The sequence below is a fragment of the Antarcticimicrobium luteum genome, assembly GCF_004358185.1.
GTDB classification, from domain to species: domain Bacteria; phylum Pseudomonadota; class Alphaproteobacteria; order Rhodobacterales; family Rhodobacteraceae; genus Antarcticimicrobium; species Antarcticimicrobium luteum.
The window spans coordinates 1-12,387 of record NZ_SMUV01000067.1; the positions used below are offsets into that span (position 1 = coordinate 1).

General features: G+C 66.3%; 13 protein-coding genes. 12 read left to right on the forward strand and 1 reads right to left on the reverse strand.

All coding sequences use genetic code 11. The annotated features are described in order from the left end of the window. The 8 genes from E1832_RS12290 to E1832_RS12325 all read left to right on the forward strand — a co-directional run. Window positions 1-697, forward strand: a 697-nt coding sequence (locus E1832_RS12290) for an ATP-binding cassette domain-containing protein (protein WP_133360062.1), incomplete at its 5' end; no start/stop codon positions are given. Beyond that, complete coding sequence (gene cydC / locus E1832_RS12295; RefSeq protein WP_133360063.1) at window positions 694-2,376, forward strand: thiol reductant ABC exporter subunit CydC; 1,683 nt, start codon at window positions 694-696, stop codon at window positions 2,374-2,376. The genes E1832_RS12290 and cydC, both read left to right, overlap by 4 nt. 125 nt (window positions 2,377-2,501) lie before the next feature. Further along, on the forward strand, window positions 2,502-4,115 hold the full coding sequence (locus tag E1832_RS12300) for a cytochrome ubiquinol oxidase subunit I (protein ID WP_133360064.1): 1,614 nt from the start codon (window positions 2,502-2,504) through the stop codon (window positions 4,113-4,115). 5 nt (window positions 4,116-4,120) lie between these two features. Then, on the forward strand, window positions 4,121-5,281 hold the full coding sequence (gene cydB / locus E1832_RS12305) for a cytochrome d ubiquinol oxidase subunit II (RefSeq protein WP_133360065.1): 1,161 nt from the start codon (window positions 4,121-4,123) through the stop codon (window positions 5,279-5,281). 15 nt (window positions 5,282-5,296) lie between these two features. Continuing rightward, window positions 5,297-5,416: a cytochrome bd-I oxidase subunit CydX gene (gene cydX / locus E1832_RS12310; protein ID WP_133360066.1), complete on the forward strand. Its 120-nt coding sequence runs from the start codon at window positions 5,297-5,299 to the stop codon at window positions 5,414-5,416. Window positions 5,417-5,685: 269 nt separating this feature from the next. Beyond that, window positions 5,686-7,005 (forward strand): NAD(P)/FAD-dependent oxidoreductase, encoded by a 1,320-nt coding sequence (locus tag E1832_RS12315; protein ID WP_133360067.1) that lies wholly within the window; start codon window positions 5,686-5,688, stop codon window positions 7,003-7,005. 12 nt (window positions 7,006-7,017) lie between these two features. Beyond that, window positions 7,018-7,377, forward strand: a complete 360-nt coding sequence (locus tag E1832_RS12320) for a DUF5368 domain-containing protein (protein ID WP_133360068.1) — start codon at window positions 7,018-7,020, stop codon at window positions 7,375-7,377. Window positions 7,378-7,451: 74 nt separating this feature from the next. Then, window positions 7,452-7,889, forward strand: a complete 438-nt coding sequence (locus E1832_RS12325) for a DsrE family protein (RefSeq protein ID WP_133360069.1) — start codon at window positions 7,452-7,454, stop codon at window positions 7,887-7,889. Between the two features lie 69 nt (window positions 7,890-7,958). Here E1832_RS12325 and E1832_RS12330 read toward each other — a convergent pair whose 3' ends face one another. After that, a complete protein-coding gene (locus tag E1832_RS12330; protein WP_133360070.1) occupies window positions 7,959-8,567 on the reverse strand; it encodes a TetR/AcrR family transcriptional regulator in 609 nt (202 codons plus the stop codon). Between the two features lie 301 nt (window positions 8,568-8,868). Between E1832_RS12330 and E1832_RS12335 the strand changes: the two genes are divergently transcribed. Genes E1832_RS12335 through E1832_RS12350 form a run of 4 tightly spaced genes read left to right on the forward strand, consistent with a single transcriptional unit; the run spans window position 8,869 to window position 12,383 of the window. Continuing rightward, the gene (locus tag E1832_RS12335; protein ID WP_133360071.1) at window positions 8,869-9,744 is read left to right on the forward strand and encodes a branched-chain amino acid ABC transporter permease; all 876 of its coding nucleotides are present in this window, start codon (window positions 8,869-8,871) and stop codon (window positions 9,742-9,744) included. A gap of 4 nt (window positions 9,745-9,748) precedes the next feature. Beyond that, window positions 9,749-10,846, forward strand: a complete 1,098-nt coding sequence (locus E1832_RS12340) for a branched-chain amino acid ABC transporter permease (RefSeq protein ID WP_133360072.1) — start codon at window positions 9,749-9,751, stop codon at window positions 10,844-10,846. After that, window positions 10,843-11,610, forward strand: coding sequence for an ABC transporter ATP-binding protein (locus E1832_RS12345; protein WP_133360073.1), 768 nt, complete (start codon window positions 10,843-10,845; stop codon window positions 11,608-11,610). Before E1832_RS12340 ends, E1832_RS12345 begins: the two co-directional genes overlap by 4 nt. Continuing rightward, window positions 11,610-12,383, forward strand: coding sequence for an ABC transporter ATP-binding protein (locus tag E1832_RS12350; RefSeq protein ID WP_133360074.1), 774 nt, complete (start codon window positions 11,610-11,612; stop codon window positions 12,381-12,383). The genes E1832_RS12345 and E1832_RS12350 overlap by 1 nt, the downstream gene beginning before the upstream one ends. Window positions 12,384-12,387 lie beyond the last annotated feature (4 nt).

The window sequence follows — 12,387 nt, forward strand, 5'->3', positions numbered from 1 at the left end:
GGCCGCGCGCGCGGCGGCCGACGCGCCGGGCACCGGCGCCCGGGTCGGGCGGCTGGCCGGGCCGCCGACGCTGGAGATGACCGGGGTCACGGTGAGGCGCGGCGGGCTGCGGCACCCGCTGCCGGATCTTGCCATCGGCGCGGGCGAGAGCGTGGCGCTGCGCGGGCCGAGCGGGACCGGCAAATCGACGCTGCTGGATCTGGCAGCCGGTCTGCTGCGGCCCGGGGCGGGGCGGATCGTGGTGGCCGGTCAGCCGCTGGACGATACCACCGCCGACGCATGGCGCGCGCGGCTCGCCTTTGTGCCGCAGTCGGTGCATGTGCCGGATGTGACCCTGCGGGAGTTTCTGGACCCGCACGGGCAGGGCGCCGATATGGACGCGGCACTGGCCAAGGCGCGGGCGTCGTCGATCGTGGCGGCGCTGCCCGAGGGGCTGGATACCCGGCTGGGCGAGACCGGCGCCGGCGTGTCGGGCGGCGAGGCGCGGCGGCTGCTGCTGGCGCGGGCGTTCCTGACCGGGGCCGATGTGATTCTGGCCGACGAGCCGACGGCGGATCTGGATCAGGGCACCGCCGGCGCGATCATCGCGGCGCTGGCCGCCCTGGCGGGCGAGGGGCGCACGGTGATCGTGGCGACCCATGACGCGGCGCTCTGCGCGGCGATGGGGCGGGTGATCGATCTGGAGGGCGCGGCATGAGGGCGCTGTGGCAGATCCTGCGATTGCTCTGGGCGGCGGATCCCCGGGCGATGTGGCGCGGTGCGGCGCTGAGCGTCGTGGTGCTGATCATGGGCGCGGCGTTGCTGGGCCTGTCGGGCTGGTTCATCACCGCCACCGGGCTGGCCGGCATCGCCGGTATCGGCATCGCCTTTGATGTGTTCCGCCCCTCGGCCGGCGTGCGGTTCCTGGCGCTGGGCCGCGCGGCGGCCCGCTATGGCGAGCGGCTGTTGACCCACGACGCCACGCTGCGGGCGCTGGCGGCGTTGCGCATCACCCTGATGCACCGGTTGGAGGCCTGGCCGATCGACGCGCTGCGGCAGTTGCGCGGCGGCACCGCGCTGACCCGGATCACGGCGGATGTGGATGCGCTGGACGGGGTGGCGCTGCGGCTGGCCTTGCCGCTGGCGGCGGCGCTGATCACCCATGCGGCGGCCTTTGTCCTGCTGGCCTGGCTGGTGACGCCGGCGGTCGCGGCGGCGGTCGCGCTGGGCTATCTGGTCGGCGGATCGGTGATCCTGCTGCGGGTGGCGCTGCGCACCTTTGCCCCCTCGACCGAGGCCGAGGCGGCGATGCAGGCGCTGCGGCAGCGCGCCATCGGTCTGTTCCGCGGTCAGCGCGAGGCGATCCTGCAGGGGCTGCTGCCCGAGTGGCGCGCCCGGATCGATGCCGAGGATGCCCGCGCCCGCGCCGCGCAGGACCGGCTGGACCGGATCGACACCGGCGCCGGGCTGGCGCTGTCGGTGCTGGTCGCGCTGGTCACGGCGCTGGTGCTGGGCCTGTCGGGCGGGCTGATCGCATCCGGGCGGATCGATGCGGCGCAGGCGGCGATCGGGGTTTTCGTGGCGCTGGCGCTGGCCGAGACGGTGATGCCGCTGCGCCGGGGTCTGGCCGAGATCGGACGGATGCGCGACGCTGCCGCGCGGGTTCTGGCCGAGGCGCCGGCGGGCGCGCGGCCGCTCGGCGCGCAGGGTGCCGCGCCCGTGCCCGACCGCGCCGCCGGGCTTGAGCTCTGCGATCTGAGTCTGGCCCGGCCGGGGCGGGAGGTGCCGCTGCTCAGCGGGGTGAGCTTTTCGGTGGCGCCGGGCCGGATGCTGGCGCTGAGCGGCGCCAGCGGCACCGGCAAGAGCACACTTCTTGACGCGCTGGCGGGGATCGGCCCGGTGCGGAGCGGGTCGGTGCATGTTCTGGGTGCGCCGCTGGCGGACTGGCCGGAACCGGCGCTGCGGCGGCATCTGACCTTGCTACCGCAGCGCACGGCGCTTCTGGGCGGCTCTGTGCGGGACAATCTCGAGATCGCCCGCCCGGACCTGACCGATGAGGACGCCTGGGCGGTGCTGCGCGCCGTGGCCCTCGATCAGGTGATTGCCGCGCGTGGCGGTCTGGAGGCCGGCCTGGGCGAGGGCGGCGCGGGGTTGTCGGGGGGCGAGTCGCGGCGGCTTGCGCTGGCCCGGGCGCTGTTGCGGCACCCGGATATCCTGTTGCTGGACGAGCCCACCGAGGGGCTGGACGCGGACACCGCGCGGCGCGTGGTGGCCGGGGTCCGGGCCTATCTGCCGCAGGCGGCGATCGTGGCGGCGACCCATCGCAGGGTCGAGACCGAGCTCGCCGATTTTCATCTGGACCTTACGAATTTCGTTCAGAATCAGCGCGGGTCTTGACGCAGATCAAATCTGTGGAAGGCTCCTGCGTATAGTAAGACTTTAATGATGTATTTTTAAGGCAGGTATTCGTGACGTGATCGCGCCACCCAGACCTGCGCACCCAAACCGAGGAGATGCGCATCATGGAACTTGATGTCGTCGAGCTGTCTCGTCTGCAATTCGCGATGACAGCCATGTATCACTTCCTCTTCGTGCCGCTGACGCTGGGCCTGTCGGTCCTCGTGGCGATCATGGAGACGGTCTATGTGATGACCAACCGCCCGGTCTGGCGCCAGATGACGAAATTCTGGGGCACGCTGTTCGGGATCAACTTTGTGCTCGGGGTGGCCACCGGGATCACCATGGAGTTCCAGTTCGGCATGAACTGGTCCTATTACAGCCACTATGTCGGCGACATCTTCGGCGCGCCGCTGGCGATCGAGGGGCTGATGGCCTTTTTCCTCGAGGCGACCTTTGTCGGGTTGTTCTTTTTCGGTTGGGACAAGCTGAGCAAGACCGCCCATATGATGGTGACCTGGCTGGTCGCGCTGGGCTCGAACTTTTCGGCGCTGTGGATCCTGATCGCCAATGGCTGGATGCAGAATCCGGTCGGCGCGCAGTTCAACCCCGACAGCATGCGGATGGAGATGACCTCGTTCTTCGAGGTGGTGTTCAACGAGGTCGCGCAGGCGAAATTCGTGCACACGGTATCCGCCGGTTACGTCACCGCGTCGGTTTTCGTGCTGGGCGTTTCGGCCTGGTATCTGCTGAAAGGCCGTCACATCGAGCTGGCCCGCCGGTCGATCGCCGTGGCCGCCAGCTTTGGCCTTGCCTCGGCGCTGTCGGTCGTGGTGCTGGGCGATGAGTCGGGCTATTCGGCCAGTCACACCCAGAAAATGAAGCTCGCCGCGATCGAGGGCATGTGGGAAACCCATGCGGCGCCGGCGCCGTTCAACCTGATCGGTTTTCCCGACAGGGAGGCGCGCGAGACCCATTATGCCGTCTCGATCCCCTGGGTCATGGGGTTGATCGGCACCCGTTCGCTGACCGAGGAGATCCCCGGCATCAACGATCTGGTCGATATTGCCGAGGACAAGATCAAACGCGGCGTCATCGCCTATGACGCGCTGATGACGATCCGGGAACAGCGTGGCAATGCGCCGTCCGAGGCGCGGTTCATCTTCGAGCAGAACTCGGACGATCTGGGCTTTGCCTTCCTGCTCAAGCGTTATGTGGACGACCCGCGCGAGGCCACCGAAGAACAGATCAAGCAGGCCGCGGCGGATACCATCCCCGGTGTGGCGCCGCTGTTCTGGGCGTTCCGCCTGATGGTCGGGCTCGGCTTCAGCTTCATCGCGGTGATGGCCTATTTCGCCTTCATGGCCAGCTTCCGCGGCATGCGGTTCCCGCGCTGGTCGCTGTGGCTGGGCGTGATCATCATCCCGACGCCCTGGCTCGCCGCCGAGCTGGGCTGGTTCGTCGCCGAGTTCGGCCGCCAGCCCTGGACGGTCGACGGGGTGCTGCCCACCGCGCTGTCGGTGAGTCACCTCAGCGTCGCCGATCTGCTGATCACGCTGGCCGGCTTCGTCACCTTCTACACCATCCTCTTCATTATCGAGATGGGCCTCATGGTGAAATACATCCGCAAGGGCCCGACCGAGGACGTGGAGGAAACCGAAACCTGGATGGCGCGGCACGAACACCGTCTGCGCACCCATGACGGCAAGGGCCCGTTCGCGCCCGAGCCTGCGGAGTAAAGCCAATGATCCTGTTTGAACTGATCGATTTCGACATTCTTCGCGTGATCTGGTGGGTGCTGCTGGGCGTCCTTCTGATCGGGTTCGCCCTGACCGACGGGTTCGACATGGGGGTCGGCGCGCTGCTGCCCTTCGTCGGCAGGACCGACGTGGAGCGCCGCGTGGTGATCAACACCATTGGCCCGGTCTGGGAAGGCAACCAGGTGTGGTTCATCCTGGGGGGCGGCGCCATCTTTGCCGCCTGGCCGCCGCTTTACGCGGTCAGTTTCTCGGGCTTCTACCTGGCGATGTTCGCGGTGCTCGCGGCGCTGATCCTGCGGCCGGTGGGCTTCAAATACCGCTCCAAGCGGGACAGCGCGGCCTGGCGCAGCGGCTGGGACTGGGCGCTGTTCGTGGGTGGCGCGGCGCCGGCGCTGCTGTTCGGGGTTGCGGTCGGCAACGTGATGCTGGGTGTGCCGTTTTACCTGACCGAGGATCTGATGCCGATGTATGACGGCGCCTTTTACGCCAAGTTCCTGGGACTGCTGCGGCCCTTCGCGATCCTGTCGGGGGTGGTGTCGCTGTCGATGCTGCTGATGCATGGCGCGGCCTGGCTGACGCTGAAGACCGAAGGCCCGGTACAGATGCGCGCCCGGACCATCGGCACCTATGCCGGAATCGTGGCGGCGGTCGCCTATGCGCTGGCCGGCGTCTGGCTCGCCCTCGGGGTGGACGGTTTCCAGATCATCGGCGAGGTGGCGCCCAACGGCCCGTCCAACCCGCTTTATTCCGAGGTGGAGCGCGGCGGATCCTGGATGGCGGCCTACAGCGCCCGGCCCTGGATCATTATCGCGCCGATCATGGCCTTTGCCGGCATCGCGCTGGCGGTGATGGGGCTGCGCGCGGGGCGCGAGGTCTCGACGCTGCTGTGGTCCAAGATGGCGATCACCGGCATCATCTCCAGCGTCGGTCTCACGATGTTCCCGTTTATCCTGCCCTCGACCGTGAATCCCGACAGCTCGCTGACCGTCTGGGACAGCTCGTCCTCGCATCAGACGCTGTTCGTGATGCTGGTGATGGCGGTGATCTTCATGCCGCTGATCCTGGCCTATACCGCCTGGGTCTACAAAGTGCTCTGGGGCAAGGTGACCGAGGACGAGATCACCGGTTCCGGCCACAGCTATTAAGGAAGGAAAAAGACGATGTGGTATTTTGCCTGGCTGCTTGGCCTTCCTCTGGCCGCGATGCTCGCGGTGCTGAACGCGATGTGGCTTGAAATGCGAGAAGATGCGCGTCTGACTCAGGAAGACGGCAAAAGCTAACCTCTCCTGATCACGTCCCCGGGAGGGGTCAGACCGGGACGGGCGCCTTTCGGGGCGCCCGTTTCCGTTTCGGGCCGTGCCATGTGACGCCCCGGGCCCGGTCGGGGGGCAGAGCGTGCCGCCGGCCGACGGCAGCGCGGCCCCGGCGCGGGCAAATAACGGGATGTTCTGAAAAAGCACATTCAATATGCAAGTTTTTGATCTGGGTCAAAATCCGGCATTCCATCGTATGCAAAAAGTGCGATGTGAATTACAGGAATACGGACCACATGACCGACCAAGATCAGTTTTCCCCGTCCCGTCGCGGCTTTCTGGGTCTGGCGGCCGGGGCGGCCGCCCTTGCCGCCGCAGGCGCCGCACCGCCGGCGCAGGCGCAGGTGGCCACAAAGGCCCATATCGTCATTCTGGGCTCCGGCGCCGCCGGCACCGCGCTGGCCAACCGCCTGGTGCACCGCCTGGGCGGTGCCCGCATCACCCTGATCGACGGGCGCAGGCAGCACCTGTATCAACCGGGGTTCAGCCTGATCGCCGCCGGGCTCAAGCCGGCCGGCTATTCGGTCAGCCAGACCGCCGACTGGCTGCCCCCGGGCGTCGAGCTGAAACAGGATTATGCCGCCGAGATCGACCCGGAGGCAAAGACCGTCACCCTGCAAGGGGGTGAGGTGGTGCCCTATGATTACCTGATCGTCGCCACCGGGCTGACGCTGGATCACGACGCCATCGAGGGGTTCAGCCTGGATCTGGTCGGCACGGAGGGGATCGGCGCGCTCTATGCCGGACCGGACTATGCCGCAAAGACCTGGGCCGCGGCCTCCAGGTTCACCGAAGAGGGGGGCGTCGGCCTGTTCACCCGGCCCGCGACCGAGATGAAATGCGCCGGTGCGCCGCTCAAGCACACCTTCCTGATCGACGATATCACCCGCAAGGCCGGCAATCGCGGCAAGGCCGAGATCATCTATGCGTCCAACAACAATTCGCTCTTCGGGGTGCCGATCGTGTCGGAAAAGGTGCGCATGCTGTTCGGCGATCGGGGCATCGACGCCGCCTATTCCCATGTGTTGCGCGCCATAGAGCCGGGCAAGAAGCTGGCCACCTTCGACACGCCGGAGGGGCAGAAGGAACTGGGCTATGACTACATCCACGTGATCCCGCCGCAGCGCGCGCCCCAGGTGGTGCGCGACAGCGGGTTGAGCTGGGCCGACAAATGGGTCGATCAGGGCTGGGTCGAGGTCGACCAGCACAGCCTGCGCCACCGCCGTTACCCGGAGGTCTTCGCGGTGGGCGACGTGGCCGGCGTGCCAAAGGGCAAGACGGCGGCATCGGTCAAATGGCAGGTGCCGGTGGTCGAGGCGCATCTGGTCGCCCAGATCGCGGGCGATACCGCCGATGCCGCCTACAACGGCTATACCTCCTGCCCGATGATCACCCGGGTCGGCCGCGCCATGCTGGTCGAGTTCGACTATAACGACAACCTCACCCCCTCGTTCCCGGGGATCATCGCGCCGCTGGAAGAGTTGTGGATCAGCTGGCTGATGAAGGAGGTGGCGCTGAAGGCCACCTATAACGCGATGCTGCGCGGCAAGGCCTGAGGAGAGCGCCAGATGAAAGACCTGACATTCGGAACCCTGATCGCCGTCTTCGAAGAGATCTTCGGCCGCGGCCTGTTCTGGGCCATGCTCGCCGCCGCCGGGGTGATCACGCTGGCCTATGTTTACGTGCTGATCCGCGATCGCGCGGTGAGCTGGCGCAAGTTTCTCTGGGCGCAGCTTTCGATGCCCTTCGGCGCCATCGGCGCTGTGCTTTTCGTGCAGGCGATGACCCATTCGGGCTTTGCCGACATCGGCGGGCCGGTGGACGTGATCGTGCTGCTGACGGTCGCCGTGGCTGGCGCCATCGGGCTGGCGATCCTGGTCTATACGCTGGAATCGCTGATCCTGCGCAAGACCAGATCCGACGTCTGAGGCGATCCCGTGCGCGGTCCGCATGGGCGGCGCGCGAATCTGTTCCAAACCCATCCTGACAAACGGAGTTGCAAATGAAACGTGTACTGATCGCAGCCGCCCTCGCGGTGACCGCCCTGTCCGCCCCCGCCCGCGCCGAGGCCCCCAAGACCCTGGTGACCATCCTGACCGCGCCCGAGGCGCAGACCCAACTGATGGCGATGGTGCTGACCATGCAGGCGGCGCAACAGGGGGTGACCCCGCATATCCTGCTTTGCGGTCCGGCGGGCGATCTTGCCCTCAGGGACGCGCCGGAAAGCGCCACCGCCGGCCAGCCGCCCAAGAACATGAGCCCGCAGGGCCTGATGCAAGCGATCATGAAACAGCCCGGCGCAAGGGTCGAGGTCTGCGCGATCTACCTGCCGGGCAAGGGCGCCGATCCCTCGGTGCTGCTGGACGGCGTCGGTGTTGCCAAGCCGGGCGAGATGGCCGCCGCGATCATCGACGAAAACGCCCGGGTGATGGGTTACTGAGGCAGCCGCAGCCGCGCTGAACACTCAACCGCCGCGACCCGGGCCGCGGCGGTTTTTTCATGGCGGATCTCACGCCAGCGCCGCCAGCCCCATGTCGGCCAGCTGACGGGCCACCTGCACGGTGAAATCCTCCGGCTCGCCCGGCCGGGGCGAATACCAGAACACCGGCGCGTTGAGCAGGATCAGCACGCTGTGCAGCGCCACGGACAGGTTCTGGCGGCGAAACTCCCCGTGCTCCATGCCGGCGCGGATCACCGCGCGGAACAGATCCTCATAGCTGGCGTTGGCCGCCTGAATGCGCGCCTCCATCGCCCGGTCGGCGTCGGAGGCGGATTTGGCCTCGAGCCCGGTGTAATGCTGCATGACCACCTTGTGATAGGGCAGAGTCCGGAACACGGCAGCCACATGCGCCAACGCCATGTTGTGGAAATTCCGCCCCGGCGGCAGGGTGCCGTCGATCACCGGCGCAACCGCCTGCCGGGTGAATTTCGGGGCCTGCAACCGAACCGCCCCCAGCAGCGCACCCTTGGAGACGAAATGATGATAGATGCGGCCCTTGGTCGAGCCCAGGCTGCGTGCGATGTCGTCGACCGAGGCGACGCGGACCCCGAGCTTCATGAAACAGGCGGCGGCGGCGTCGAGGATTTCGCTTTGCGATTCTGAGAGGGTCTCTGACATCGGGCTCCGATGGATCTGGCGGCGATGCGCGCGGTCCCCCGGGAGCCTGGCACGGCCTGTGCGGGGGGAATTGCGGTCTACGGGTCTTCGTTTGGTGGGCCGGGGTGATAATTCTTGCTCTGGCGGCGAGTGTAAAGAAAGATTCTTGTGTTAAGACAATTGACAAGGCGGCGACATACCGCGTGGTATGTCGATAAGCTCAGGGTGCCGGATTCGTGAGAGGACGCGGATCCGCACTGTGGCACCGGGGAGGATGAGGCCGGTCCGCAGTGTGACGCCAAACGGGCGAGGGGAGGACAATTTGGACGTTTTGCAACTGCTGGTCAGCGGGCTGGCGAATGGCTGTGTGTACGGTCTGATCGCGTTGGGCTTTGTGCTGATCTACAAGGCGACCGAGGCGGTGAATTTCGCCCAGGGCGACCTTATGATGCTCGGCGCCTTCGTGACGCTGGGGCTGACCAACGCCGAATACATGGATCTGCCATTCTGGATCGCCGCACCGCTGGCGATCGGGCTGATGGCGCTGATCGGCTATCTGCTGGATCTGGTGATCCTGCGCCACCTGTTCGGCCAGAGCCAGACCGCGGTGGTAATCCTGACCATCGCCATGGGGTTCGTGCTGCGTTTTGTCGCCGGCGCGATCTGGGGGCATGAGCCGCAGACCCTGCAAAGCCCGCTGTCGCAGGGCGATTTCCAGGTTGCCGGCGTGGTGCTCGGGATGGCCGATCTGGCGGTGATCGTGGTCACGGTGCTGCTGACCATCTTCCTCTACCAGTTCTTCCAGCGCACCAAACTGGGGCTGGCGATGCAGGCCGCCTCGCAGAACCAGATGGCGGCCTATTACATGGGCATCCCGGTCAAGCGGGTTCAGGGCCTGATCTGGGGCCTGTCGGGCGCGGTCGCCGCCGTCGCCGGCATCCTGTTTGCCTCCAAGGGCGCCATCGACCCCAATGCCGGGCTGCTGGGGATCAAGGCCTTTGCGGCCGCGGTGATCGGAGGCTTCGGCAGCCTGCCGGGCGCCTTGGCGGGCGGGCTGATCGTGGGGGTGATCGAACCCTTTGCCTCGCGCTATCTCGCCGCCGGGTATTCGCAGGTCGCGCCCTATGCGCTGTTGCTGTTCGTTCTGGTGTTCCGCCCGCACGGCCTGTTCAGCCAGGTCCGCACGAAAAAGGTCTGACGCCATGCGCATCCATTTCAAGACATCCTATGAGAACGACATTCGTCTGTTTCCCGACTGGTGGAGTTTTCTCGTCTACGCCGTGCTGGTGGCCGGCGCCGTCATCCTGCCCTGGCTGCTGGACGATTTCTTTCTGGGCGAGGTCACCAATGTGCTGATCTGGGCGATCGCCGGCCTCGGGCTGATGCTGCTGACCGGGCAGACCGGACAGGCGAGCCTTGGGCACGCGGCCTTTCTCGCCATCGGCTGCTATTCCTGCATCATCCTGATGGAAAACGGGCTGCCGTTCCTGCTGGCCTTCCCGCTGGCCGGCGTGATCACCGGGGTGTTCGGGACGCTGTTCGCGATCCCGGCGGTGCGGCTGCATGGCATTTACCTTGCCATCGCCACCATCGCGCTGTCGGTGCTGGCCGATGACATCATCGTTCTGCTGGAGCCCTGGACCGACGGCGTCAGCGGCAAGTTCGCGCCGATGATCACCATTTTCGGGCTGGAGATCGAGCGATGGACCACGCCGGACCGGTTCTACTGGTTGGTCCTCGCGGTGACGATCCTGTGCACGCTGGCCTATCGCAACCTGCTGCGTGCGCCGCTGGGCCGGGCCTTTGCCGCGGTGCGCGATAGCGAGGTGTCGGCCACCGCGATGGGGGTGCACATCGCCTTTACCAAGGCGGCGGCGTTCGGCCTGTCCTGCGCGATCACCGGGCTGGCGGGGGCGCTGATGGGATTTTACGCGGGCGCCTTCAATAACGAGACCTTTTCCATCGTGATCTCGATCAGCCTTTTGATGATGATCGTGATCGGCGGGCTGGGCTCGATCCACGGGGCATTCTTCGGTGCCATCGTCATCGCCTTTCTGCCGCAGGCGCTGTCCATGGCCACCGACACCATCGGCGGCATGATCGGCGGTGGCAACGTGGCGATCCCGGGGCTGGAGACCGGCGTGTTCGGCGCCATCCTGATCCTGTTCATCCTGTTCGAGCCGATGGGCATCTACGGCCGCTGGCTGAAGATCCGCACCTGGTTCGAGCTGTTCCCCTTTGCCCGCAAGGACATGTTCAAGCGGCAGAAAAGCTACCTCAAGACGGAGCGTCTGAGATGAGCCTTTTGGAGATCAACAACGCCACGCTGAAATTCGGCGGCGTGGTCGCCGTCAACGACCTGAGCTTTTCGGTCGAAGAGGGCGAGGTCTATGCCATCGTCGGCCCCAACGGGGCGGGCAAATCCACCGTGTTCAACCTGATTTCGCGGTTCTACGAACCCTTTTCGGGCCAGATTGCGTTTGACGGACAGAACCTGCTGGATCGCCGCGCCGACGCGGTGGCCGATCTGGGCATCGCCCGGACGTTCCAGAACATCGAGCTTTTCGATCATGCCACGGTGTTGCAGAACCTGCTGGTGGGTCGCCACCGGCACCGCCGCACCAACATGATCGAAGAGATGCTGTTCACCCCCCGCGTCCGGCGCGAGGAGCACAAGCACCGCGAAGCGGTCGAGCGGGTGATCGATTTCCTCGACCTGCAGCCCTACCGTAACAAGATGATCGCGGGTCTGCCCTATGGCGTACGCAAGGTGGTGGAACTGGGCCGGGCGCTGTCTTCGGACCCGCGGCTGTTGCTGCTGGACGAGCCGGCCTCGGGCCTCTCGGTCGAGGAGACGCAGGACATGCGCTGGTGGATCGATGATATCCGCAAGCAGATGGGGATCACCGTCCTGATGGTGGAACATGACATGGGGCTGGTCTCGGGCGTGTCCGACCGGGTGCTGGCGCTGGCCGACGGGGCCAAGCTGGCCGAGGGCGCCCCGGCCGAGGTGCAGTCGGACCCGGCGGTGATCGCGGCCTATCTGGGCACGGGGGCGGTGTGATGGGGCAGACCGTTCTGGAAATCAAGAACCTGGAAAGTTTCTATGGCCCGATCATGGCGATCCGGGGCGTCAGCCTGAAGGTGGAACAGGGGCAGGTCGTGACCGTACTGGGCGCCAATGGTGCCGGCAAATCCACCCTGCTCAAGACCATCTCGGGGATCATGGAGCCGGAAAAGGGCAAGATCGTCTTTGACGGCGAAGAGATCCAGGGGCTGGAGCCGCACCAGATCGTCAATCGCGGCATCGTCCATGTGCCCGAGGGGCGCGAGGTGTTTCCGCTGCTGACGGTGGACGAGAACCTCAGCCTCGGCGCCTACACCCGGAACGATCGCGCCGAGATCGAGCGCGACCGCCAGATGGTGTTCGATTATTTCCCGATCCTGGCCGAGCGGCGCAATCAGGAGGCCGGGACGCTGTCGGGCGGACAGCAGCAGATGCTGGCGATCGGGCGCGGCCTGATGCTGCGGCCCCGGATCATGCTGTTGGACGAACCCTCGCTCGGCCTCTCGCCGCTGCTGGTGCAGGAGATCTTCGGTATCCTGCGGCGGCTCAACCGCGACGAGGGGGTGACCATGATGCTGGTCGAGCAGAACGCGCGCGTGGCGCTGGATCTGGCCGATGTGGGCTATGTGATGGAGATCGGCCGGATCGTGATGGATGGCACTGCAGACCGGCTGATGGAGAGCGAGGACATCAAGGCGTTCTACCTGGGCCATCAGGAACAGGGCCAGCGCGGTGAGCGCCGCTGGAAACGCAAGAAGACCTGGAGGTAAGGCG